The organism is Streptomyces sp. NPDC048018 (genome assembly GCF_043202995.1).
Lineage (GTDB): Bacteria > Actinomycetota > Actinomycetes > Streptomycetales > Streptomycetaceae > Streptomyces.
In genome coordinates this window covers 17,551-40,337 of the sequence record NZ_JBIDBK010000009.1, presented here as the reverse complement: position 1 = coordinate 40,337, position 22,787 = coordinate 17,551, and the positions used below count along the sequence as shown (strand labels likewise).

The following is a 22,787-nucleotide window of genomic DNA, read 5'->3' as shown; positions in this document are numbered from 1 at the left end:
TAGGCGGGGTGCCGGTGAGAACCGGCACCCCGCTTCCTTTGCCGTCCGCTTTGTCATGTATGCGTCGATTCGTTCGACCCGAGGGGGAACCGTGCACCGTCCCACCCGTCTGTTGCTCACCCTGGCCGCCGCCTTCGGCCTGCTCGCCGTCCCGTCGCCGGCGGGCGCCGCCGACGCCCCGGTCACCACCACCGCCACCTTCAACGACCCGGCGGGCGACGCCGCCGCCCAGGACCGCATCCGGGCCCACGTCATCGACCTCATCGGCCGGGCGCCGGCCGGCTCCACCATCACCGCCGGGCTCTACACCTTCACCGAGGACTCCGTCACCGACGCCCTCGGTGCCGCGAAGGCCCGCGGCGTGAACGTCCGGGTGATCGTCGACCACACCTCCGTCACCATGGCCGGAGGCGAGTACGACCGCCTCGCCGCGCGGCTCGGCACCGACCGCTCCCAGGGTTCCTGGGTCCTCGCCTGTCCCGCGGGCCGCGGATGCATCGGCTCCCGGCAGCTGCCCGGCGACACCGACGGCGCCATCAACCACAACAAGTTCTGGCTGTTCTCCAGCACCGGCGGCGCGAGCGACGTCGTCGTGCAGACCTCGGCCAACATGACCGGCGTCCAGCGCACCGACCTGTTCAACAACGCCGTCACCATCGTCGACAGCGGCCTCTACGGCATCTACCAGGACTACTTCGCCGACCTGCTGGCCTACGGCACCTCCGCCACCGGCCTGAGCCACTACTACCGGACGCCGGGCAGCGGCCCGTACAAGGCGTACTTCTTCCCCCGCAAGGAGGCCGCGGGCACCACCTACGACAACGACGCCTCCACCGACACGGTCAAGCTGATCCTGGACAACGTCGGCTGTGCGGGCGGCACCCAGATCCGGATGGCCGCCAACCTCTTCACCCGTGACGAGGTCGCGAGCAAGCTCGTCGCCCTGAAGAACGCCGGCTGCTCGGTCACCCTCGCCCACGACGGCTACCCCGGCTCCCTCGGTACGGGCGTCGAGTCGATCATCTCGGGCAGGCTCACCCAGCGCGTCGAGTGCTACGAGGACCGGGGCACGGGCGTCGCCAAGGCGGGCCTGCACTCCAAGTACCTGCTGGTCGAGGGCACGTACGACGGCGTGGCCGGCCGGAAGCTCCTCTGGACCGGCAGCCACAACTACACCTACCCGGCGCTGCGGGCCAACGACGAGACCCTGCTGAAGATCGACAACGCGGCGCTCTACGACCAGTTCAAGGCCAACCACCAGTACCTGATGGCGTACTGCGCGGGCAGCTGACCCGTACCCGCGAACGCCGAAGGGCCGGGTTCCCGCGGGAACCCGGCCCTTCGCGTCGTACCGAGCCCTACTCGGCCTTGATCGCCTGCAGCATGTTCAGCCTCGCCGCGCTGCGCGCCGGCCACAGGGAGGCCAGGACGCCGACCAGACCGGCGAGAAGCAGGAAGATCCCGATCCGGCCCCACGGCAGGACCAGCGCGTAGTGCGGCAGGCTGTCCCGCAGCGTCTCGCCGATCGCCCAGCCCAGGAAGGAGCCGAGGGCGATGCCGACCACCGCGCCGAACAGCGAGATGACCACGGCCTCCAGACGGACCATCCGCTTCACCCGGCGCCGGTCGAGACCGATCGCCCGCAGCATGCCGATCTCCTGCTGGCGCTCGAAGACCGACATCGCCAGCGTGTTGACGACACCGAGCACCGCGATGATCAGGGCCATCGCGAGCAGGCCGTACATGATGTTCAGCATCATGTTGATGATGCCGCCGAACTGGTCGCGGATGTCCTTCTGGTCCATCACGCTCATGGCCGGGTTGTCACCGAGCGACGTCGTCACGGCCTTCTCGGCCGCGGCCGACGGGCCGCCGTCCATCTTCACGAAGATCTGCGGGATGTACGGCTTGGGGTCGTGAGCGGTGAGGATCTTCGCGTCCAGGACGAGCGGCGAGACGAACTCGCTGTCCTCGAAGATCGCGCCGACCGTCAACCGCCCCTTCTTCTTGTCGCCGTACTCCACCGGCAGGGTCGAGCCGATCTTCCAGCCCCGCTTGTCGGCCGTCTTGTCGGCGACCGCCACCCGGCCGTCGGCGAGCGAGCCGAGCGAGCCGTCGATCACCTTGAGGTTCAGCACCTTCTCCACGTCGCCCGGAGTGACACCGGAGACGGACGCGAAGTCGCCCTTCACCTCGACCCAGCCGGCCTGCTGCGGGGAGACCGCGGTGGCGCCGGGGGTCTTGCGCACCGCGTCCAGGGCGGCCTGGTTCAGGCCTTCGCCGCTGGCCATGGAGATCATGTAGTCGGCCTTGATCTGGTCCGTCGTCATCCGGTCCACGGCCGAGCCGACCGTGGCGCCGAGCACCGAGAGGCCGGTGACCAGGGTGAGTCCGATGGCGAGCGCGGAGGCCGTGGCGCCGGTGCGGCGCGGGTTGCGGACCGCGTTCTGGCCGGCCAGCGAGCCGGCCACGCCGAAGGCCCTGAGGACCGGGCGGGCGAGCGCGATCACCGGACGGGCCAGCAGCGGAATCAGGATGATCACGCCGATGAGCGCGAGGAAGGCGCCCAGGCCGATCATCATCCGGCCGCTGTCGCCGCCGGTGGAGGCGCCGCCGGCGATGGCCAGCAGACCGAGGCCGGTGACGATGCCGCCGATGATGTTGCGGGTCACCAGGGACTTGGTGGTGGCCACCGCGTGGACGCTGTTCATGGCGGCGACCGGCGGGATCTTCGCCGCGCGGAAGCCGGGCAGCAGCGCGGCCACCATGGTGACCACGATGCCGACGACGAGCGCCGCGACCAGCGGGGAGGCACCGATGATCAGGTCACCGGCCGGGACCTTCAGACCGAAGGCGTTCATGCCGGAGCGCAGGCCCGCGGCGAGTCCGATGCCCAGCACGAAGCCGATCGCGGAGGCGACGAGACCGACCAGGCCGGCCTCGGCCAGCACCGAGCGGGTGATCTGGCTTCGGGAGGCGCCGACGGCGCGCATCAGGGCGAGTTCCTTGGTGCGCTGGGCGATCAGCATGGTGAAGGTGTTGGAGATGAGGAAGACGCCGACGAACAGCGCGATGGCGGCGAAGGCCAGCAGCATCGTGCTGAGGTTGCTCAGCCCGCTCTCGATGTCCTCGGCCTGCTGGTCGGCGAGCGCCTGACCGGTCTGCGCCTCGGCCGTGTCGCCGACGATCGGCTCGACCGCGGCGAGGATCTTCCCGGCGTCGGCGCCGGGCTTGCCGGTGACGTTCACGTCCTGGAAGTGGCCGGGGCGCAGGAAGAGCCTCTGGGCGACGTCGGTGTCGAAGAGGACGAGGCTGCCGCCGGCGTTGACGGCGCCGTCCTCGGTGGTGAAGACGCCGGTGAGCGTGTAGGTCTCGACGGGGCCGTTGGTGGCGACGCGGACCTGGTCGCCGACCTCGTAACCGCCCTTGTCGGCGGTCTCCCGGTCGAGCGCGATCTCGTCGTCCTTCACCGGTCCGTTCCCGGAGGTGAAGGAGTACGCGGAGTCCTTGCCGTTTCGGCCGGGGGCGAAGTTGGTGCCCTTGTTGGACCAGCCGGCGCCGATCAGCTTGCCGTCCTTGTCCGGCACGCCGGCGAAGCCGTTGACGCGGCCGGTCGCGGAGGCGACGCCGTCGATCGCGGCGATCTTCTGCCGGGTCTGCTCGGACAGGCCGGGCAGCGCGTTCGGGTCCTTGCCGTCGGGCCTGGCCGAGACGGCGACGGCGATGTCGTCGTAGCTCTTGGCGGACTGGTTGCGGAAGGCGTTGGAGAGGGTGTCGGTGAAGACCAGGGTGCCGGACACGAAGGCCACGCCGAGCATCACGGCGAGCACGGTCATCAGCAGCCTGGCCTTGTGCGCGAGCACGTTGCGCAGGGCGGTACGGAGCATGGGGTGTCCTGAACGGAAGGGGGGACGGGAAGGACGGGTGCGGCCCTGGGGCCGGGGCTCAGCTCGTGCGGCCCTTGGCGTCGAAGGCCTTCATGCGGTCGAGCACGCCGTCCGCCGTCGGGTGGAGCATCTCGTCGACGATCCGTCCGTCCGCGAGGAAGATGACCCGGTCGGCGTAGGACGCGGCGACCGGGTCGTGGGTCACCATCACCACCGTCTGGCCGAGCTCGCGCACCGAGTTGCGCAGGAAGCCGAGGACCTCGGCACCGGAGCGCGAGTCGAGGTTTCCGGTCGGCTCGTCACCGAAGATGATCTCGGGCCGGGAGGCCAGTGCGCGGGCCACGGCCACCCGCTGCTGCTGGCCGCCGGAGAGCTGCGAGGGGCGGTGGCCGAGCCGGCCGGAGAGGCCGATCATGTCGATGACCCCCTGCACCCACTGCTTGTCGGGCTTGCGGCCGGCGATGTCCATCGGCAGCGTGATGTTCTCCAGTGCCGTCAGCGTCGGCAGCAGGTTGAACGCCTGGAAGATGAAGCCGATCTTGTCCCGGCGCAGCTGGGTGAGCTGCTTGTCCTTCAGGGTGCCGAGCTCGGTGTCGCCGATCCGGACGGAGCCGGAGGAGAAGGAGTCGAGGCCGGCGACGCAGTGCATGAGGGTCGACTTGCCGGAGCCGGAGGGGCCCATGATGGCGGTGAACTCGCCCTGCCTGAAGTCCACGGTCACCCGGTCCAGAGCGACCACCTGGGTCTCGCCCTGTCCGTAGACCTTCGAGAGGTCGGTGGCGCGGGCGGCCACCGCGGTGGCGCGGGGCACGGTGGGGGTGGTGGTCACGACGGCGACTCCTGTCACTGCGACTGTTCGGGAACCACTCCATCGTGTCGAGCGTTGGGGCGCGGGACGTCCGTCCACGTGCCCGTTCCCGAGGCAGTCTCGAGTCGGACCACCGGGGTGCGCCCTCATCCTGAGGTATGACGCCGACCCTGAGGCGCCGCCCCCGTCCGGGCGTGCCCGGGATGTGCCGGAGACGTGGGGGTGCTGTGCGGGCGAGGTGACACAGTGTGGTGGGACGAGGCGGCGAGTTTTCGTCAATCCGGGGGCCTCGCCCCTGCCGCCGCGACCCCTGTCACACTTCGTCAGAGGGCTCCCCACCTGCACTGACGCACCCTCAGGTGTCAATAAAATAAGACAACATCGGGCGGCCGTTCCGCTGAACGGGCGACGGGCCCCGATAGGCTCGTGTGCCGACGCGGAGCTTCGCGCCACGCCCGGATGGTGGAATGCAGACACGGCGAGCTTAAACCTCGCTGGCCTTCGGGCCGTACCGGTTCGAATCCGGTTCCGGGCACCTCCTCGCCACGTCACTCCTCGACACGATCGTATAAAGATCCTCCCCGAGCACGAGGGAGTTCCTTTTGCCTTCGCATTACTCTTGACGCAAGGCCGCGCAGTGCGGCCATGGAGGAGTGAGATGAGGAGCAGCAACCCGGTCTTCTCGCGACGGGGGTTCAGCCGCGACAACGGCTACGCCGGCTTCAACGCGCAGCAGCCGCAGGCCGGGGGCCCCGCCGTCGGAACCAACCCCTACGCCACCGGAACCCCGCACGCCGAGGGCGCGGCGAACCCGTACGCGACCAACCCCTACGCGCCGCAGGACACCCTGGGCGCGCCGCAGCAGGCCCGCGGCAACGTCATGACCATCGACGACGTCGTCAGCCGCACGGCGATGACGCTCGGCACGGTCGTGCTCACCGCCGTCCTGGCCTGGCTGCTGCTGCCGGTCGACCCGGCGAACCTGGGCAAGTCCTACGGCATCGGCATCGGCGCGGGCCTCGTGGCCCTGGTCCTGTCGCTCGTCCAGTCGTTCAAGCGCAAGCCGTCGCCGGCGCTGATCCTCGGCTACGCGGCCTTCGAGGGCGTCTTCCTCGGCGTGATCTCCGCCGCCGTGTCGACGTACGTCGCCGACGGTGTGGTCCCCCAGGCGGTGCTCGGCACGATGGCGGTCTTCGCCGGCGTGCTGATCGCCTACAAGATGCGCTGGATCCGCGTCACCCGCCGCTTCTACGGCTTCGTGATGGCGGCCGCGATCGGCTTCGTCCTGCTGATGGCGGTCAACCTGCTCTTCGCCGTCTTCGGCGGCGGTGACGGCCTCGGCTTCCGCAGCGGCGGCCTCGGCATCCTGTTCGGCGTCATCGGCATCATCCTGGGCGCCTGCTTCCTGGCCCTCGACTTCAAGCAGGTCGAGGACGGCATCACCTACGGCGCTCCGCGCGAGGAGTCCTGGCTGGCGGCCTTCGGCCTCACCATGACCCTGGTGTGGATCTACATGGAGTTCCTGCGCCTGCTGTCGATCCTCCAGGGCGACGACTGACGCACCGTGTGACCCGCGAAGGGCCCGTCCGGCATCCGCCGGGCGGGCCCTTCCGCCTTTCCCCGGGCGCCTATGCCACGGAGGCGTCGAGCAGCACCCTGGCGGCGTCCTTGGCCTGCGTGGCGGGCTCCGAGCCGCCCTGGATGCCCGCGACGGCCATGGCGCCGTTCGCGAGCAGGGCCAGTTGGTCGGCGAGCGCGGGCGGGGCGTTCATGGCGGAGGTCTGCTCCGCGAAGTAGTCCCGCAGGGCCTGCTTGTGCCCGCGGGCGATCTCCGCGATGTCGGGCGAGATGCCGCCCATCTCGCCGAAGGTGTTGATGAAGGCGCAGCCCCGGAAGCCGGGCTCGGCGAACCGGTCGCCGAGGTAGTCGAAGACCGCCAGCGCCCGCTGGTAGGGGCTGGTGGCGTGGGTGGCGCCGTGGGCCGCGATCGCGTCTCGGACGGCGCCGTCACGGCGCTTGAGGACCGCCCAGACCAGATGGTCCTTGGAGGGATAGAGCTGGTACAGGCGTTTCAGCGAGACGCCGGACGCGCTGCGGAGGGAGTCCATCCCGACCGCCTGGACACCCTTCTCGTCGAACAGGGCCTCGGCCGTCTCCAGCAGCTTCAGCTCGGCGGTTTCGGCGTCCATGACCGGTCACCCCTCGCAGAGAACCATCGTTCTCCCACTCTAGGCCGGGTCCGTCGGACCGGCCGGGCGGGAGAACGACGGCTCCCGGTCCGTCAGAGCATGCGGCGGGCCGCCCGGCGGAGGTCGTACTCGTGGATGATCGCCTTGGCGTGGCCGTAGGCGAGACCGTGCTCGCCGCGCAGCCAGCTGACCATCTCGTCGAAGCGGATGAGGGAGGGGCCGTCCTCGACGGCCTTCAGCCAGTCGGCGATCTCACGACCGGTGCAGTGCGGGATGCGGGCGAGCAGATTGCGATGGGTCTCTTCGGAGAAGGTGTGGGACATCGGCGCCTCCGGACGCGTTGTGCCGTGTGCTCCTTCACGCCACCGTGCCCCAGTGTTCGCCCGTTGGCAATGGTCCCCGGACGGCGCGTAGGGTCGCGGGGTGCGCGATACGAGTGAACTGACCACCGCCGCAGAGCGGTTCGCCGACCGGCTGCGGGCCGCCCCGCACAGCCGGCTCCAGCGCGGCGCCGCCGCCGAAGGGCTCGCGCTGGCAAGGGAGTTGGCCGTCCGGGCGCAGCGACTGGAGTTCCCGGACCGGGAGCCGCGGACCATGCCGGACGCGGGGGTCTTCGTGGTCGCCGACCAACTGGCGGTCGCCGCCGCGGATCTGGCCGAAACATTGCGAACGGCCCCGGACGCCCCCGAGGGGGAGCTGGACGAGGCCGTGGGACTGGTGCGGGCCGCGGAGGCCCGCGCGGGGCTCTAGCGCGCCCCGGGCGCGCCGAGCGGGCCTACAGGCTGGCGATCACGCGGTCGGCGAGGATGTACACGTTGTCCTCCGCCGCGTCGCCGCACGAGAAGGTCAGGGCGTAGGCGCCGGAGACGCCCGAGCCGCCGAGCAGGACCGGGGCCTGACCGGCCCGCAGCGCCTCGGCGAGACGTTCGGCCGTCTCGCGGTGCCCGGGGGTCATGCACAGCGTGGTGCCGTCGGCGAAGACGTACACGTCGAGCGTGCCCAGCGGGCCGGGGCGGACGTCCGTCAGGGCCGTGCGCGTGTCGGCGAGCTCCTCCAGGCGCGACACCGTGCGCTCGTGGTCGGTGACGACGGGCGTACGGACCGGCACGAAGTCGGGGTGCGAGGGGTGGCGACGACGGGCCGCGGCCAGCTCCGGGGAGTCCTCCGGATACTCGGGGAACTCCTCCAGCTCCGCGAAGGCGTCGAAGGGATCCGGCGCGTCCTGGGCGTCCCGGCCCTCACGGCCGTCGAGCGCGGCGGCCTCCGCCTCCATCGCCTCCAGCGCCATCGCCTCCAGGCCCACGAAGTCGGCCTGGCGCGGCACGTAGTACGGACCCTCCTCGGCCGGACCGGCCAGACCGCCGAGCAGCGACGGGGCGTCCGCGGCGTCCCGGGCCTCCTGCGCGGCCCAGAAGGCGCGCGCCTCGGCCAGCTCCCGCTCGCGCTCCTCGGCCAGGGCCTCGGCGACCGCGGCCCGTATCTCGGCGGCCGGCGTCTGACGGGCGGCCGGCACGGACAGGCCCCGCGCCGAGGCGAGTTCGCCACGCAGCGCGGTGACCTGCTTACGGAGAGCGTGGGCCGAGTGCAGGGCGGCGGCACCCACGGCCGTGGCAGCGGCCGTGGTCACCAGCAGGGCAAGAGACAGTGCGCTCACTGACGTACTCCCGATTCCGAGTCGATCCCCCGACTTCCTACATCAGCTTGTCCTGGGGTGTCGCCACCTGTCAGTGCATTACGTCACGAAATGGACAGGTATTTGTGCCTGGTGTTTAGTCCCGTTGTGCCTGTGACCTGGGAAAACGACTCTCCCCCGGGATGTATGTCACATCCTGGGGGAGATTCGGTCACGGCTTGGACGCGGGGTGGTTGACGGGCACTCTCCGTGGAGAGCGTGTGATCACCCTGCGAGCAGGGGCCCGTTCCACGGGCAATCCCTGCCCTCCACGGTTGGGCGACCCCTACCCTCCGCTCAGGCTCAGCTCAGCCGCTCGATGACCATGGCCATGCCCTGGCCGCCGCCGACGCACATGGTCTCCAGGCCGAACTGCTTGTCGTGGAACTGGAGGCTGTTGATCAGGGTGCCGGTGATGCGGGCGCCCGTCATGCCGAAGGGGTGGCCGACGGCGATGGCGCCGCCGTTGACGTTGACCTTGTCCAGGTCGAAGCCCAGGTCGCGGTAGGACGGGATGACCTGCGCGGCGAAGGCCTCGTTGATCTCGACCAGGTCGATGTCGCTCGTGGTCAGGCCGGCCCGCTGCATGGCCTGCTTCGACGCCTCGACCGGGCCGAGGCCCATGATCTCGGGCGAGAGGCCGGAGACACCGGTGGAGACGATCCGGGCCAGCGGGGTCAGGCCCAGCTCGCGCGCCTTCGTGTCGGACATGATCACGAGCGCGGCTGCGCCGTCGTTCAGCGGGCAGCAGTTGCCGGCGGTGACCAGGCCGTCGGGGCGGAAGACCGGCTTGAGGCCGGAGACGCCCTCCAGGGTGACGCCGGCGCGCGGGCCGTCGTCCGTGGAGACGACCGTGCCGTCCGGGAGCGTCACCGGGGTGATCTCGCGCTCCCAGAAGCCGTTCTTGATGGCCTGCTCGGCGAGGTTCTGCGAGCGCACGCCGAACTCGTCCATGTCCTGGCGCGTGACGCCCTTCCAGCGCGCCAGGTTCTCGGCGGTCTGGCCCATGGCGATGTACGCGTCGGGGACGACGCCGTCCTCGCGCGGGTCGTGCCAGGTGGAGCCCTCGGACGCGGCGACGGCGGCGGTACGGGCCTCGGCTTCGGCGAAGAACGGGTTGTGCGTGTCGGGCAGCGAGTCGGAGTTGCCCTTCACGAAGCGCGACACCATCTCGACACCGGCCGAGATGAAGACGTCACCCTCGCCCGCCTTGATCGCGTGCAGCGCCATGCGGGAGGTCTGCAGCGAGGAGGAGCAGTAGCGGGTCACGGTGCAGCCGGGGAGGTGGTCCATGCCCATCTGCACGGCGACGATGCGCCCCAGGTTGTTGCCCTGCTCGCCGCCGGGCAGGCCGCAGCCGAGCATCAGGTCGTCGATGTCGCGCGGGTCCAGCTCGGGGACCTTGGCGAGGGCGGCCTGGATGATCGTGGCGGTCAGGTCGTCGGGACGCAGGTCCTTCAGGGAGCCCTTGAAGGCCCGGCCGATCGGAGAGCGGGCGGTCGAGACGATGACGGCTTCGGGCATCACGGCTCCAGGAGGGTCTGGGTGGGCGGACTCAAAGGGAAGTTACCTGCACGTACCGCGCGTGGTCACCGGGGACGGACTGTGATGCGGGCCTCTTTTCTAAGCGCCCGCTCAGTCGGTGCTCCCCACACCCAGTGTCCCGCGCCGCGGCCGCGGCGGGGAGGGGCCCGGGGCCGCGGCGCGGGGCGGGGCGGCGGGCCCTTCGTGGGCGCCGGGGCTCGTGCGCGCCGGGGCTCGTGGGCGCACGGGCTTCGGGGAGCGGCCGTGGGGCCGGGGGGCGTCGCTGCGCGGCGTGCCCCGTGGGGCGGTCCGGGCGGCGTCCGGGCGGGAGGGCTCCTGGGGGCCTCGTACGGGGAGCCTGGGCCCGGCAGGGGCTTGCGTCCCGTGTGCCCACCCGTCCCGCCCCAGCGGGACGACTGCCCACACGGGGGTCACGGGGGCGGGGTGGGCGGGCCAGGTCCGGGCGGGGGTGGTCAGGGTTCGTGGGTGAGGGGGGCGTGGCGGTCGTCCGCGGGGTGCGGGGTGCCGGCCGCTTCGGACGGCAGCGGCAGCCGGCGCCGGCGGCGGTGCTTCAGGAGGGCCCAGGGCGCGCGGGCGCCCGTGACCTCCGTGCCGCCCTCCTTGACCGCCTCGGCCGCCGCCTTGGCCACCGGCAGCATGTCCTCGTGCCGGTCCACGTCGATCCGGTCGGCCTCGGGCCAGACCCCGAGCGCGGCGCACACCGTCGGCAGGAGCGCCATCGCCGCCGTCGCGTAACCCTCCGCCGAGGGGTGGAAGTTGTCGACGCCGAACATCTCGCGCGGGTTCGCCGCGAACTCCGGGCCGAGCAGGTCGCCCAGCGACACCGTCCGCCCGCCCTGCTCGACGACCACGATGGTCTGTGCCGCCGCCAGCTGCCGGGAGGCCCGCCGGGCCAGCCAGCGCAGCGGCTGGTAGACCGGCTCGATCGTGCCGAGGTCGGGGCAGGTGCCGACGACCACCTCGGCCCCCGCGGTGCGCAGCCGCCGTACGGCCGCGGCCAGGCAGCGGACGGACTGGGTGGCGGGCAGCCGGTGGGTGACGTCGTTCGCGCCGATCATGATCACGCAGACGTCCGGCGCCCCGGACGGTGCGGCGAGCAGGAGCGACACCTGGCGCTCCAGGTCGTCGGAGCAGGCCCCCGACAGGGCCACGTTCCGCAGGTCCACGGGGCGCTCGGCCACCGCCGCCAGCCCGGAGGCCAGCAGGGCGCCGGGGGTCTGGCCGGTGCGGCGCACCCCCTGGCCGGCCGCGGTGGAATCACCCAGAAGGGCGAGCCGCAGCGGGGTGCCGGACTCGTAGGACCGCCCGTAGCGCCCGTCCGCGCCGGGCGGCAGCGGGGCGACCCCGCCCCCGACCGCTCTCTTGGCCAGCTGCACCTCGGCCAGGAGGACCCCCACGGCCGCCACGCCGAGCAGGCCGATGCTCCCGCCGCCGTACGCCGCACCCGCCGCGATCCGCCGTGCCACCCTCGCTCCGGACATCGAGGCCGTCACCTCCTTCAAGCCGTCTCTCGTGTAACTGCCCCGTAACCGGCTCCGCCTACGCATTCCACGGAATACGCTGGCTGCACCATTACGGAGACCCCGGAGATTACGGTGCAATTCCACGACTCGATGATCAGCCTCGTCGGCAACACCCCGCTGGTGAAGCTCAACAACGTCACCACCGGCATTCAGGCGACCGTCCTGGCCAAGGTCGAGTACTTCAACCCCGGCGGCTCGGTCAAGGACCGCATCGCCCTGCGCATGATCGAAGCGGCCGAGGAGAGCGGCGCGCTCAAGCCCGGCGGCACCATCGTCGAGCCCACGTCCGGCAACACCGGCGTCGGCCTGGCGATCGTGGCCCAGCAGAAGGGCTACAAGTGCATCTTCGTCTGCCCCGACAAGGTGTCCACGGACAAGATCAACGTCCTGCGCGCCTACGGTGCCGAGGTCGTCGTCTGCCCCACGGCCGTCGACCCGGAGCACCCCGACTCCTACTACAACGTCTCGGACCGCCTGGTCCGTGAGACGCCCGGAGCCTGGAAGCCCGACCAGTACTCGAACCCGAACAACCCGCGCTCGCACTACGAGACCACCGGTCCGGAGCTGTGGGACCAGACGGACGGGAAGATCACCCACTTCGTCGCGGGCGTCGGTACCGGCGGGACGATCTCGGGCACCGGCAGGTACCTGAAGGAGGTCAGCGGCGGCAAGGTCCAGATCGTCGGCGCCGACCCGGAGGGCTCGGTCTACTCGGGCGGCTCGGGCCGGCCGTACCTCGTCGAGGGTGTCGGTGAGGACTTCTGGCCCACCGCCTACGACGCCTCGGTCACCGACCGGATCGTCGCGGTCTCGGACAAGGACTCCTTCCAGATGACCCGCCGCCTCGCCAAGGAGGAGGGCCTGCTCGTGGGCGGCTCCTGCGGCATGGCGGTCGTCGCGGCCCTGGAGGTCGCGCGTGAGCTCGGCCCCGACGACGTCGTGGTCGTGCTGCTGCCGGACTCCGGCCGCGGCTACCTGTCGAAGATCTTCAACGACGAGTGGATGGCGGACTACGGCTTCCTGGAGGACACCACCTCCGCCACGGTCGCCGACGTGCTCGGCCACAAGTCGCACGGCCTGCCCTCGCTCGTCCACATGCACCCGGACGAGACCGTCGGCCAGGCCATCGAGGTGCTGCGCGAGTACGGCGTCTCGCAGATGCCCGTCGTCAAGCCCGGCGCCGGTCACCCGGACGTCATGGCCGCCGAGGTCGTCGGCTCGGTCGTCGAGCGGGAGCTCCTGAGCGCCCTCTTCACGCAGAAGGCGTCCCTGGGGGACCCGCTGGAGGACCACATGTCCGGCCCGCTGCCGCAGGTCGGCTCGGGTGAGCCGGTCGCCGACCTGATGACGGCGCTCGGCGAGGCCGACGCGGCGATCGTCCTGGTCGAGGGCAAGCCGACCGATGTGGTGAGCCGTCAGGACCTGCTCACCTTCCTGGCCGCCAACGGCGGTACGAAGCACCACTGACGCCGAGGCGTCCGCTGCCGGGCGGCCGCGGGTGCGCGTTCGCGCAAACGGTACGAGCGCGACACGTACCCGCAGCACCCGCTTAACAAGGCTCCGGCAGAGTCGTTCCCGTCGGCGTCACGGACCTCCGGAGCGGCTCCCGGACCTCCAGGCACGACGCGGACGCGGACCGGCCCTGACCCGGGCCCGTGTCCCACGCGGGGACCGCCGTCGTCCCGCCCCCCGGCAACGGGGGTGCGGCGGTCCCCGCGTCATCCCACCCCTCGGCCCCTCCGGCGCCCTCCCTTGCCTGTCTGCATATGTTCATGCAGAGTTCCAGGTGGATGAATAGGCGGAGGAAGGGGGACGGCATGAGCGACAGCCCGGCCGGACGACTGCAGGCGCTCTTCGAGGGGCACCGGCTGACGCCGACCCAGCGCCGGATCGCGCACTGCATGGTGCGGCGGGCCGCCGACGTCCCGTTCCTGTCCAGCGTCGAGCTGGCCGAGCTCGCCGGTGTCAGCCAGCCCTCCGTCACCCGTTTCGCCGTCGCCCTCGGCTTCGACGGCTACCCGGCGCTGCGCAGGCACCTGCGCGAGAGCGTGCCCGTGGCCGCCGAGGAGCGCGCCGAGCACAACGAGTACCAGCAGGCCGTGCTCGGGGAGATCGAGAACCTGCAGCACCTCGCCGAGCTGCTCGCCGACCCCTCGCCCGTCGAGCGGGCCGGCCGGCTGCTCGCGGCCTCACGGCCGCTGCCCGTGCTCGGACTGCGGGCCGCCTCCTCGCAGGCCAGGGGCTTCGCGTACTTCGCCGGCAAGGTCCACCCGGACGTCCGGCTGCTCGACGAGGGCGGCTCGATGCTCGACGACCGCCTCGACGCGGCCGTGCGGGCCGGGGCGACGGCGCTGCTGTGCTTCGCGCTGCCCCGGCACCCGCGCGAGGTCGTCGACGCCCTGGCGTACGCCCGCACGGCCGGTCTCGCGGTGGTGACCGTCGCGGAGTCCGCGTTCGCGCCCGTCGCCGCCCACAGCGACCTGCTCATCCCGGCCGCCGTCGGCACCGGTCTCGCCTTCGACACCGCGTGCGCGCCGATGCTGCTCGGCCGGGTGCTCCTGGAGGCGATGGCGGACGAGCTGCCCGACGCACAGGCCCGTCTGGAGGAGTTCGACGTGAAGGCGGCGGCGCGCGGCCTGTTCGTCGACTAGGTGAGCCCGAGGCTCCCCCTGGGGCCGTGCCCGGTCCGACGGGACCCCGCGGGCCCCGGGGGCGGGTCGTGCGGGTCATGCCGGGCTCGCGGCGGCCGGCACGTCCTAGACGTCCAGCTCCGCCTCGATCTTCTTCAGCTGGTGGCGGGCCATCGCCAGGTTGGCGCGCCCCTTGTCGAGGGCCAGGTACAGGAAGAGGCCGCTGCCGCCGCGGGTCTTGAGCAGGCGGATCAGGTGGTACTGGGTGCCGAGGGTGATGAGGATGTCCTCGATCTCCTCGTTGAGGCCCAGCATCTCCATCGTGCGGACCTTGGCACGGACCACGTCGGTGTTCCCGGCCGCCGCCATGTTCAGATCGAGCTCCTTGCCGCCGCCGATGGTGCCGAGGGCCATGCCGCTCGTGTAGTCGACGAGGGCGGCGCCGATCGCGCCTTCGATCTGGGCCGCTTCCTTGAGGGAGGTCTCGGTGTTCGCCATGGTTCTTCCTTCGTGTGAGTGGAGGTGAGGGGGGCGGTCAGTTCAGGTCTCTGCGTTCCAGGGCGACGTCCACGAGCTCGCCTATCCGCGCGCTGGACCGGCGGGCCTCGAGGTGGAGCCGGCCGACGTTGATCCGGGGTTCGGCGAGCAGGGTGAGGACGGCCGAGCCGCCCGCCGCGTACGTCGCCACATAGCCGTGCTCGCCGCGGACCAGGAGTTCGCGGAAGCCGCCCTGTCCGGTCGTGTCGGCGAGCCGCTGCCCGACGCCGAGCGCGGCGGCGGTCAGCGCCGCCACGCTCTCCGCCTCGCCGTCCACGGCGTCCTGGGCGAGCACCAGGCCGTCGGCGCTGGCCGCGAGGGCGCCGGTGAGCTGCGGCAGCCGGGCCCGCAGGCGTCTCAGCTCGACGAGCACCTCGGCTTCTGCGGTCATCATTTGTCTCCTCTCGGCGCGCAGGCGCAGGGCACGCCTCATCACAGAGCTGCCTCCAGGGCGTCACGAAGCCGGCGGAGCAGGGCGATGTCGGGGTCGGGGGTGGCGACCTCGCCGACCCACCCGGGGACGGCGGGCGGGTCCGGCGGGGGAGCTTCGTACGGGGTCTCGACCAGGCCCGCCGCGGCCAGTCGCCGTACGTCGAGCAGGGTGTGGAAGGCGGGCCGGCCGAGCATCCGGGCGATGTCCGCCGGGGTGCGGACGCCGTCGGCCGCGGCGAGCAGGGCCCGCTGGCGGGCGCCCACCGGCTGTCCCGGGGCGGCGCGGCGGGGCACGACGGGCGCGGTGTCGACGGCCGGGTAGGGCCAGACGGAGTCGAGGAGTTCGCGGCGGCGCAGGGTCTCGCGCTCGACGGCCCCGGTGTCGACCGGCCGCACCGCGCCGAACCAGTGCCCCACCCCGTAGCGGAAGCGGGTCGGGCCGCTGGCGGGCCCGAGGGCGAAGAAGGCCGCGTCGAAGACGGCGCCGAGGTGGCATATCTCCAGTTCGCCGTCGTGCAGCCGGCCGCTGTCGACGAGGAAGCGGCCGACGGCGCCGCGTGCTCCGGCCCGGTCCACGGCCTCGTCCCAGCCCTCGCGGGGCAGTCGCCCGCCCGCGGTGAGCAGCACGTCGACGCCGGGGGAGCTGGGGCTCTCGGCGTGCACCACCCGGCCGTCGACGAGGTAGAGCGTGCCGTGGTCGCGGAGCAGGGCGCCGGTGGCCTTCTCGGCGGCGAGGCGGGTGAGCATCGGCGACACGGTGGTGGCCGTGGCGGTGGCGGTCATCCGAGCACCAGCCTTTCGGCGAGGTCGCCGAGTCTCATGCGGGCGAGGGCGAGGTTGCCGGTGCTCCGGTCGAGCCAGACGTGGAGGAAGACGCTGCTGTCGAAGGCGGTCTCGACGAAACGGATCACGTGGTAGCCGGCGCGGGTGCTGACGATCAGGTCCTCGACGGGCGGGACGGTGTCCTCGGGCGCGGTGTCCGCCGGGCCGGCCCCGGGGCCGGCGGGCGACTCGAACTCGGCCGCGGCGCGCGCCAGTTCGGCGCTCTCGGCGGCTGTGGTCTCGTGGTCGCCGACCGGGGACTCGCCCGCCGACCCGAGGGCCAGACCGCTGGTCCAGTCGACCAGCCAGGCCCCGCGTGCCCCTGGCAGGCTCATGGCCTCCAGCAGACACTCGTCGATTCCGGGCACGCGTGATCCCCTCCCGATGCGGCGTGCGGACGTACGGCAGTAACGGTGACGCTACTCAACGTCCTGATCGACCGCGGGAGTTCCGGCATTTTCCAAGGGAATTTGTCAGAGGCTGATCGGCCCTTGGCCGGGAGGTGATCGCCGGCGCTCCGAGCGGACGCCCCAAACCCCCTCAGACCCGGCTCTCGACCGCCCGCGCGATCTCGTCCAGGTCCTTGCCGAGGGCCCGGGCCACCGCCCGGGCGCCGAAGCGGCCGATCAGCCGGGCGGCGAGGCCGGGGGTGCGGTCGTGGGCGGGCCGGGCGGTGAAGGTCATCCGCAGGGTGGTCGCCGTGGCGGAGACCGCGGGGCCGTCGGGCAGGAGGTCGATCTCGGAGACGTAGTGCATGCCGTGCGAGTCGGCCACCGTGACATAGCGCTCGGGCGGCTCGCAGACGGTCACGGTCATCTCCTCGGTGGCCTCCCGGCCCATCATCCGCCGGGTCTCGCGCCAGCGGGTGCCCACCGCGAAGCCTCCCTCGGTGAGCACCTCGACCTTCTCGACGCCGCTGAGCACCCGCGGCATGTCCGGCAGGTCGGTGATCGACTCCCAGACGCGCCCGGGGGAGGCGTTGACCCGGCGCTCGACGACGACGGAGGTGCGGTGTGTCATGGCTCCATGGGAGCACCGGACGCGGGCTCCCGCAGGGGCGGACGGAGCAGTGCGTCGGGCCGCGCGCCGCCGGATTCGGCCACGATCTCGTCGAGGGTCTGGGTGCGGCGGACCGTCGCGAAGTCCACGCCTCCGTCGTCCGTCGGGGTGAAACCGTGGACGGCCGGGCGGGGCAGGCTGTTGTACGCGTAGTGGTGCGCGAAGTAGTACGCGCCGGTGTCCGGCACCGCGACGACGTCTCCGGGCCGCAGCAGCGGCAGCGCCCGGCCGGTGGCGAGCAGGTCCCCGGCGAAGCAGGCCGGCCCGGCCACGTCCTGCACCACCTCGCCGCCCGTCCGGGGCCGGCCCTCGGCGTCGTAGGCGAGGATCCGCAGCGGCCAGGACTCGGGGGCGTAGACGGTGCGGGTGGCGACCTGTACGCCCGCGTGGGTGACGGCGATGGGGCGCCCGCCGGAGGTCTTGGTGTACTCCACGCGGGCCAGGACCGTGCCGTGCTTGGCGAGCAGGGAGCGTCCGAACTCGGTGACGAGGGCGTACCGCCCGTCGAGCAGCCCGGGGACGGTCGCGGCCAGCAGCCGGGCGTACTCGGCGTGGTCCGGGGTCTCCTCGTCGGAGGCGAAGTTCACCGGGAGGCCGCCGCCGATGTCGAGGGTGTCGATCTGCTGCCGGCCGGCCTTGGCGTTGATCTCCTCGGCGAGCGCGTACACGGAGCCGACGCCCTCGGCCATCAGGGCGAGCGGGACGCCCTGCGAGCCGGTGTGGGTGTGCAGCCGGGTGAGCCAGGGCCGGTCGAGGCAGGCCTGGACGACGGCCTCCCGCGCGCCCTCGTCGCGCAGGGCCACGCCGAACTTGGAGGTGGCGGTGGCCGTCGAGAGCGCCCCGATGGAACCTGCTCCGACCTGCGGGTTCACCCGGATCCCCAGGGGTGACGCGGTGGGGGCGGAGGCGACCAGCGCGTCGAGCCGGCCGAGCTCCTGGAGGTTGTCGGCGTTGACGGCGATCCCGAGGGCGAGGGCCTGGCGCAGCTCGGCCGGGGTCTTGGCGGGCGAGTCGAGGACCGTGCGGGTCGGCGGCACGCCGGCCGCCCGGGCCAGGGCCAGCTCGCCGGGGCCGGCCACCTCCATGCCCAGTCCCGCCTCGTGCAGCAGGCGCAGGACGGGGACGAGCGGGCAGGCCTTCACGGCGAAGGCGTGCAGCACGGGGGCGTCGGTGACGGCGGCGAACGCGCTGGTCAGCGCGGCCGCCGAGGCGCGGATGCCGTCGGTGTCGAGGAGGCCGACGACGGGTTCGGCGGGGGAGAGGAGTCCTTGCTCGACGGCGGCGCGGACGGCCCGGTCGCGAGCGAGCCGGCGACGGTCCGCGGGGGCGGGGGAAGTCATGGGTCCATCGCACCACCCGGTGGGGCGGGCCCGCAGCTGTTGACTAAGACTATTCATCAGTCCAGGATGTGAATACCTGAATGAATAACCGAGCATCGAGGAGGCCCCGCCATGTCAGGACCCCGACCCGTCCGAGCCCCGCGCGGTACGGAACTGAGCGCCCTGGGATGGCAGCAGGAGGCCGCCCTCCGCATGCTCCAGAACAACCTGGACCCCGAGGTCGCCGAGCACCCCGACAAGCTCGTCGTCTACGGCGGCACCGGCAAGGCCGCCCGTGACTGGCGCTCCTTCGACGCCATGGTCCGCACCCTGCGCACCCTCAAGCAGGACGAGACCATGCTGGTCCAGTCGGGCCGCCCGGTCGGCGTCATGCAGACCCACGAGTGGGCCCCGCGCGTCCTCATCGCCAACTCCAACCTGGTCGGCGACTGGGCCAACTGGGAGGAGTTCCGGCGCCTGGAACAGCTCGGCCTCACCATGTACGGCCAGATGACCGCCGGCTCCTGGATCTACATCGGCACCCAGGGCATCCTCCAGGGCACCTACGAGACCTTCGCCGCCGTCGCCGCGAAGAAGTTCAACGGGACCCTGGCCGGCACCATCACCCTCACCGCCGGCCTCGGCGGCATGGGCGGCGCCCAGCCGCTCGCCGTCACCATGAACGACGGCGTCGCGATCTGCATCGACTGCGACCCGCGCGCCATCGAGCGCCGCATCGAGCACCGCTACCTGGACGTGAAGGCCGACGACCTGGCCCACGCGCTCCAGCTCGCCACCGAGGCCCGCGACGCCCGCCGGCCGCTCTCCATCGGCCTGCTGGGCAACGCCGCCGAACTGCTCCCGCAGATGCTCGCCGAGGGCGCCCCGATCGACATCGTGACGGACCAGACCTCCGCCCACGACCCGCTGTCCTACCTGCCGGTCGGCGTCGCCTTCGAGGACATGGCCGACGCCGCCGCCAAGGACCCGGCCGGCTTCACCGGGCGCGCCCGCGAGTCCATGGCCCGCCACGTCGAGGCCATGGTCGGCTTCATGGACGCCGGCGCCGAGGTCTTCGACTACGGCAACTCCATCCGCGGCGAGGCCCAGCTGGCCGGCTACGACCGCGCCTTCGCCTTCCCCGGCTTCGTCCCCGCGTACATCCGCCCGCTGTTCTGCGAGGGCAAGGGCCCGTTCCGCTGGGCCGCCCTCTCCGGCGAGGCCTCCGACATCCACAAGACCGACAAGGCGATCCTCGACCTCTTCCCGGAGAACGAGTCGCTGCACCGCTGGATCAAGATGGCCGGCGAGCGCGTCCACTTCCAGGGCCTGCCCGCCCGCATCTGCTGGCTCGGCCAGGGCGAGCGCGACAAGGCCGGCGACATGTTCAACGACATGGTCGGCAACGGCACGCTCGCCGCGCCCCTCGCCATCGGCCGCGACCACCTGGACTGCGGCTCCGTGGCCTCCCCGTACCGCGAGACCGAGGCCATGCTCGACGGCTCCGACGCCATCGCCGACTGGCCGCTCCTCAACGCCATGGTGAACGTCGCCTCCGGCGCCTCCTGGGTCTCGATCCACCACGGCGGCGGCGTCGGCATGGGCCGCTCCATCCACGCCGGCCAGGTCACCGTCGCCGACGGCACGGCGCTCGCCGGCGAGAAGATCCGCCGCGTGCTCACCAACGACCCCGGCATGGGCGTCATCCGCCACGTCGACGCCGGCTACGACATCGCCGAGCGGGTCGCCGACGAGCGCGGCGTGCGCGTCCCGATGCGCGAGGGCGGCACCGAGGAAGGCCCGGCGTGAGCCAGTCCTTCCACGCCATGTGGACGTCGTTGCGGCCGATCGGCCGCAACGACGCCTCCGGCGGATACCGCCGCTACGCCTGGACCGGCGCCGACGCCGACTGCCGCCTGTGGTTCCGCATGCAGGCGGAGGCCCGGCGGCTCGACGTCGAGACCGACCGCAACGGCAACCAGTGGGCCTGGCTCGGCGACCCGGCCGCCGGTGACGCCGTCGTCACCGGCTCCCACCTGGACTCCGTGCCCGACGGCGGCGCCTTCGACGGCCCGCTCGGCGTCGTGTCCGCCTTCGCCGCCCTCGACGAACTCCGCGCCCGCGGCGTCTCGTTCACGCGGCCCCTCGCCATCGTCAACTTCGGCGACGAGGAGGGCGCCCGCTTCGGGCTCGCCTGCGTCGGCTCCCGGCTCACCTCCGGCCAGCTGACCAAGGAGAAGGCCTTCGAGCTGCGCGACGCCGACGGGATCAGCCTCCCGCAGGCGATGGAGGCCGCCGGCCACGACCCCGAGGCCATCGGCCACGACCCCGAGCGCCTGAGCCGCATCGGCGCCTTCGTCGAACTGCACGTGGAGCAGGGCCGCGCCCTGGACCTGTCCGGGGACCCCGTCGGCATCGCCTCCGCGATCTGGCCGCACGGCCGCTGGCGGTACGACTTCCACGGGGAGGCCAACCACGCGGGCACCACCCGGCTCGTCGACCGCCGCGACCCGATGCTGCCGTACGCGGAGACCGTCCTCTCCGCCCGGCGCGAGGCCGAACTCGCGGGCGCCGTCGCCACCTTCGGCAAGATCGCCGTCGAGCCCAACGGCGTCAACGCCATCCCGTCGCTCGTCCGCGGCTGGCTCGACGCCCGCGCCGCCGACCAGGACTCCCTGGACACCGTCGTCGCCGGCATCGAGGCCGCGGCCCGCGCGCACGCCGTCCGCCAGGGCGTCGACCTCGCGGTCGTCCGGGAGTCGTTCACGCCGGTCGTCGAGTTCGGGCACGCCCTGCGCGACGAGATGAGCCGCCTCCTCGGCGAGGCGACCGGGGACAAGGTCCCGGTGCTCGGCACCGGAGCGGGACACGACGCGGGCATTCTGTCCGCCTCCGTTCCGACCGCCATGCTGTTCGTGCGCAACCCCACGGGCGTCTCGCACTCCCCGGCCGAGTTCGCGGCCGAGGACGACTGCGTGGCCGGCGTCCGCGCCCTCGCCGACGTACTGGAAGGACTGGCGTGCAGGTGACCACCTACTGGCTGGAGCACGCCTGGCTCGACACCCACGTCGAGCCGGGGGTGCTGCTCGACGTGGCCGACGGCCGCATCACCGCGGTACGGACGGGGGCCGGCACGCCCCCGCCCGGCGCCGTCGTCCTGCGCGGCTTCACGCTGCCGGGCCTCGCCAACGCCCACTCGCACGCCTTCCACCGAGCCCTGCGCGGCACCGTCCAGGTCGGCTCCGGCACCTTCTGGACCTGGCGCGAGGTCATGTACTCCGTCGCCCAGCGGCTCACGCCCGACAGCTACTTCGCGCTGGCCCGCGCGGTGTACGCGGAGATGGCGCTCGCCGGCATCACCTCCGTCGGCGAGTTCCACTACCTGCACCACGCGCCCGGCGGCACCCCGTACGCCGACCCCAACGCCATGGGCGAGGCCCTGATCGCGGCCGCCGCCGAGGCCGGCATCCGCATCACCCTCCTCGACACCGCCTACCTCTCCGCCGGCTTCGGCGCCGCCCCCGAGCCGCACCAGCTCCGCTTCTCCGACGGCACGGCGGACGCCTGGGCCGAGCGGGCGTCGGCGCTCAAGGAGCGGGAGGGCGTCCGGATCGGCGCCGCGATCCACTCCGTACGCGCCGTCCCGGCGGACCAGCTGTCCACGGTGGCCCGGTGGGCGCAGGACCGGCAGGCCCCGCTCCACGTCCACCTCTCCGAGCAGACCGCCGAGAACGACGCCTGCCTGGCGGCCCACGGCCGGACCCCCACCCAGCTCCTCGCCGACCACGGCGTCCTCGGGGCGCGCACCGTGGGTGTCCACAACACGCACCTGACGGACCCGGACATCGCGCTCATCGGCGGTTCCGCGACCGGCACCTGCATGTGCCCCACCACCGAACGCGACCTCGCCGACGGCATCGGCCCGGCCGTCGCCCTCCAGCGTGCGGGCTCACCGCTCTCGCTGGGCAGCGACAGCCACGCCGTCATCGACCTCCTGGAGGAGGCGCGGGCGATGGAGCTCGACGAGCGCCTGCGCACCCGCACCCGCGGCCACTGGACGGCCGGCGCGCTGCTGCGGGCGGCGACGGCGGACGGTCACGCGGCGCTGGGCTGGCAGGACGCGGGCGTCCTGGCGGCGGGCGCGCTCGCCGACTTCACGACGATCGCCCTGGACTCCGTCAGGACGGCCGGGCCGCTGCCGCGTCTGGCAGCAGAGACGGCGGTATTCGCAGCGTCGGCCGCGGACGTGCGGCACACGGTCGTGGGCGGCCGTCACGTCGTCCGGGACGGGGCCCACCGGTCCGTCCCGGACGTGGCACAGGCCCTCGCGGACTCGATCGCCGCCCTGCGCGGCTGAAGGAGAC

Annotated in this window: 21 protein-coding genes and 1 tRNA gene; 9 read left to right on the top strand and 13 right to left on the bottom strand. The window is 72.5% G+C overall.

The window, feature by feature from the left end:
* Window positions 1–91 precede the first annotated feature (91 nt).
* The gene (locus ACGF1Z_RS29050; protein ID WP_393008980.1) at window positions 92–1,291 is read left to right on the top strand and encodes a phospholipase D-like domain-containing protein; all 1,200 of its coding nucleotides are present in this window, start codon (window positions 92–94) and stop codon (window positions 1,289–1,291) included.
* A 67-nt stretch (window positions 1,292–1,358) separates the two neighbouring features.
* Here the strand turns inward: ACGF1Z_RS29050 and ACGF1Z_RS29045 are convergent, their stop codons facing one another.
* Together ACGF1Z_RS29045 and ACGF1Z_RS29040 are read right to left on the bottom strand one after the other, a co-directional pair.
* The gene (locus tag ACGF1Z_RS29045; RefSeq protein ID WP_393008979.1) at window positions 1,359–3,887 is read right to left on the bottom strand and encodes an ABC transporter permease; all 2,529 of its coding nucleotides are present in this window, start codon (window positions 3,885–3,887) and stop codon (window positions 1,359–1,361) included.
* Between the two features lie 58 nt (window positions 3,888–3,945).
* Window positions 3,946–4,716 carry an ABC transporter ATP-binding protein gene (locus ACGF1Z_RS29040; RefSeq protein WP_393008978.1) on the bottom strand — a complete coding sequence of 257 codons (771 nt, stop codon included), beginning with the start codon at window positions 4,714–4,716 and terminating at the stop codon, window positions 3,946–3,948.
* Between the two features lie 432 nt (window positions 4,717–5,148).
* On the opposite strand from ACGF1Z_RS29040, the gene ACGF1Z_RS29035 reads away from it, so the two are divergent.
* Together ACGF1Z_RS29035 and ACGF1Z_RS29030 are read left to right on the top strand one after the other, a co-directional pair.
* Window positions 5,149–5,230 (top strand) — tRNA-Leu (locus ACGF1Z_RS29035).
* Window positions 5,231–5,353: 123 nt separating this feature from the next.
* Complete coding sequence (locus tag ACGF1Z_RS29030) at window positions 5,354–6,253, top strand: Bax inhibitor-1/YccA family protein (RefSeq protein WP_393008977.1); 900 nt, start codon at window positions 5,354–5,356, stop codon at window positions 6,251–6,253.
* A gap of 70 nt (window positions 6,254–6,323) precedes the next feature.
* Here ACGF1Z_RS29030 and ACGF1Z_RS29025 read toward each other — a convergent pair whose 3' ends face one another.
* Complete coding sequence (locus tag ACGF1Z_RS29025) at window positions 6,324–6,884, bottom strand: TetR/AcrR family transcriptional regulator (protein ID WP_393008976.1); 561 nt, start codon at window positions 6,882–6,884, stop codon at window positions 6,324–6,326.
* A gap of 92 nt (window positions 6,885–6,976) precedes the next feature.
* Window positions 6,977–7,207 (bottom strand): DUF4287 domain-containing protein, encoded by a 231-nt coding sequence (locus ACGF1Z_RS29020; RefSeq protein ID WP_393008975.1) that lies wholly within the window; start codon window positions 7,205–7,207, stop codon window positions 6,977–6,979.
* A 100-nt stretch (window positions 7,208–7,307) separates the two neighbouring features.
* On the opposite strand from ACGF1Z_RS29020, the gene ACGF1Z_RS29015 reads away from it, so the two are divergent.
* Entirely contained in the window at window positions 7,308–7,634 is a 327-nt protein-coding gene (locus tag ACGF1Z_RS29015; RefSeq protein ID WP_393008974.1) for a hypothetical protein, read from the top strand.
* Between the two features lie 25 nt (window positions 7,635–7,659).
* Here ACGF1Z_RS29015 and ACGF1Z_RS29010 read toward each other — a convergent pair whose 3' ends face one another.
* From ACGF1Z_RS29010 to ACGF1Z_RS29000, 3 genes are all read right to left on the bottom strand, one after another.
* Window positions 7,660–8,538 carry a hypothetical protein gene (locus ACGF1Z_RS29010; RefSeq protein WP_393008973.1) on the bottom strand — a complete coding sequence of 293 codons (879 nt, stop codon included), beginning with the start codon at window positions 8,536–8,538 and terminating at the stop codon, window positions 7,660–7,662.
* Window positions 8,539–8,859: 321 nt separating this feature from the next.
* Window positions 8,860–10,080, bottom strand: coding sequence for an acetyl-CoA C-acetyltransferase (locus ACGF1Z_RS29005; protein ID WP_393008972.1), 1,221 nt, complete (start codon window positions 10,078–10,080; stop codon window positions 8,860–8,862).
* A gap of 473 nt (window positions 10,081–10,553) precedes the next feature.
* Window positions 10,554–11,582, bottom strand: a complete 1,029-nt coding sequence (locus ACGF1Z_RS29000) for an SGNH/GDSL hydrolase family protein (protein WP_393008971.1) — start codon at window positions 11,580–11,582, stop codon at window positions 10,554–10,556.
* A 114-nt stretch (window positions 11,583–11,696) separates the two neighbouring features.
* Here ACGF1Z_RS29000 and ACGF1Z_RS28995 point away from each other — a divergent pair, with 114 nt between their 5' ends.
* Entirely contained in the window at window positions 11,697–13,091 is a 1,395-nt protein-coding gene (locus ACGF1Z_RS28995; protein ID WP_393008970.1) for a cystathionine beta-synthase, read from the top strand.
* 350 nt (window positions 13,092–13,441) lie between these two features.
* The gene (locus ACGF1Z_RS28990; RefSeq protein ID WP_393008969.1) at window positions 13,442–14,275 is read left to right on the top strand and encodes a MurR/RpiR family transcriptional regulator; all 834 of its coding nucleotides are present in this window, start codon (window positions 13,442–13,444) and stop codon (window positions 14,273–14,275) included.
* Between the two features lie 105 nt (window positions 14,276–14,380).
* Here the strand turns inward: ACGF1Z_RS28990 and ACGF1Z_RS28985 are convergent, their stop codons facing one another.
* From ACGF1Z_RS28985 to ACGF1Z_RS28960, 6 genes are all read right to left on the bottom strand, one after another.
* Window positions 14,381–14,752 (bottom strand): hypothetical protein, encoded by a 372-nt coding sequence (locus ACGF1Z_RS28985; RefSeq protein WP_393008968.1) that lies wholly within the window; start codon window positions 14,750–14,752, stop codon window positions 14,381–14,383.
* A gap of 37 nt (window positions 14,753–14,789) precedes the next feature.
* Complete coding sequence (locus ACGF1Z_RS28980; RefSeq protein WP_376638462.1) at window positions 14,790–15,182, bottom strand: roadblock/LC7 domain-containing protein; 393 nt, start codon at window positions 15,180–15,182, stop codon at window positions 14,790–14,792.
* Between the two features lie 41 nt (window positions 15,183–15,223).
* Window positions 15,224–16,006, bottom strand: coding sequence for a transcriptional regulator (locus ACGF1Z_RS28975; protein ID WP_393008967.1), 783 nt, complete (start codon window positions 16,004–16,006; stop codon window positions 15,224–15,226).
* Complete coding sequence (locus tag ACGF1Z_RS28970) at window positions 16,003–16,413, bottom strand: hypothetical protein (RefSeq protein WP_393008966.1); 411 nt, start codon at window positions 16,411–16,413, stop codon at window positions 16,003–16,005. Before ACGF1Z_RS28970 ends, ACGF1Z_RS28975 begins: the two co-directional genes overlap by 4 nt.
* A gap of 172 nt (window positions 16,414–16,585) precedes the next feature.
* Complete coding sequence (locus ACGF1Z_RS28965; protein ID WP_393008965.1) at window positions 16,586–17,065, bottom strand: SRPBCC family protein; 480 nt, start codon at window positions 17,063–17,065, stop codon at window positions 16,586–16,588.
* Window positions 17,062–18,444, bottom strand: coding sequence for a diaminopimelate decarboxylase (locus tag ACGF1Z_RS28960; RefSeq protein ID WP_393008964.1), 1,383 nt, complete (start codon window positions 18,442–18,444; stop codon window positions 17,062–17,064). Before ACGF1Z_RS28960 ends, ACGF1Z_RS28965 begins: the two co-directional genes overlap by 4 nt.
* A 111-nt stretch (window positions 18,445–18,555) precedes the next feature.
* On the opposite strand from ACGF1Z_RS28960, the gene hutU reads away from it, so the two are divergent.
* Genes hutU through ACGF1Z_RS28945 form a run of 3 tightly spaced genes read left to right on the top strand, consistent with a single transcriptional unit; the run spans window position 18,556 to window position 22,780 of the window.
* Window positions 18,556–20,232 carry a urocanate hydratase gene (gene hutU / locus ACGF1Z_RS28955; protein WP_393008963.1) on the top strand — a complete coding sequence of 559 codons (1,677 nt, stop codon included), beginning with the start codon at window positions 18,556–18,558 and terminating at the stop codon, window positions 20,230–20,232.
* Between the two features lie 17 nt (window positions 20,233–20,249).
* Entirely contained in the window at window positions 20,250–21,452 is a 1,203-nt protein-coding gene (locus tag ACGF1Z_RS28950) for an allantoate amidohydrolase (protein WP_393009176.1), read from the top strand.
* The gene (locus ACGF1Z_RS28945; RefSeq protein ID WP_393008962.1) at window positions 21,443–22,780 is read left to right on the top strand and encodes a formimidoylglutamate deiminase; all 1,338 of its coding nucleotides are present in this window, start codon (window positions 21,443–21,445) and stop codon (window positions 22,778–22,780) included. Before ACGF1Z_RS28950 ends, ACGF1Z_RS28945 begins: the two co-directional genes overlap by 10 nt.
* Window positions 22,781–22,787 lie beyond the last annotated feature (7 nt).

Coding starts and splice junctions, on each gene's coding strand:
- ACGF1Z_RS29000 (WP_393008971.1), bottom strand. CDS start 11,582: ATGTCCGGAGCGAGGGTGGCACGGCGGATCGCGGCGGGTGCGGCGTAC.
- ACGF1Z_RS28965 (WP_393008965.1), bottom strand. CDS start 17,065: ATGACACACCGCACCTCCGTCGTCGTCGAGCGCCGGGTCAACGCCTCC.
- ACGF1Z_RS28980 (WP_376638462.1), bottom strand. CDS start 15,182: ATGACCGCAGAAGCCGAGGTGCTCGTCGAGCTGAGACGCCTGCGGGCC.
- ACGF1Z_RS29030 (WP_393008977.1), top strand. CDS start 5,354: ATGAGGAGCAGCAACCCGGTCTTCTCGCGACGGGGGTTCAGCCGCGAC.
- ACGF1Z_RS28990 (WP_393008969.1), top strand. CDS start 13,442: ATGAGCGACAGCCCGGCCGGACGACTGCAGGCGCTCTTCGAGGGGCAC.
- ACGF1Z_RS29020 (WP_393008975.1), bottom strand. CDS start 7,207: ATGTCCCACACCTTCTCCGAAGAGACCCATCGCAATCTGCTCGCCCGC.
- ACGF1Z_RS28960 (WP_393008964.1), bottom strand. CDS start 18,444: ATGACTTCCCCCGCCCCCGCGGACCGTCGCCGGCTCGCTCGCGACCGG.
- ACGF1Z_RS28950 (WP_393009176.1), top strand. CDS start 20,250: ATGTGGACGTCGTTGCGGCCGATCGGCCGCAACGACGCCTCCGGCGGA.
- ACGF1Z_RS29005 (WP_393008972.1), bottom strand. CDS start 10,080: ATGCCCGAAGCCGTCATCGTCTCGACCGCCCGCTCTCCGATCGGCCGG.
- hutU (WP_393008963.1), top strand. CDS start 18,556: ATGTCAGGACCCCGACCCGTCCGAGCCCCGCGCGGTACGGAACTGAGC.
- ACGF1Z_RS29025 (WP_393008976.1), bottom strand. CDS start 6,884: ATGGACGCCGAAACCGCCGAGCTGAAGCTGCTGGAGACGGCCGAGGCC.
- ACGF1Z_RS28975 (WP_393008967.1), bottom strand. CDS start 16,006: ATGACCGCCACCGCCACGGCCACCACCGTGTCGCCGATGCTCACCCGC.
- ACGF1Z_RS28985 (WP_393008968.1), bottom strand. CDS start 14,752: ATGGCGAACACCGAGACCTCCCTCAAGGAAGCGGCCCAGATCGAAGGC.
- ACGF1Z_RS29045 (WP_393008979.1), bottom strand. CDS start 3,887: ATGCTCCGTACCGCCCTGCGCAACGTGCTCGCGCACAAGGCCAGGCTG.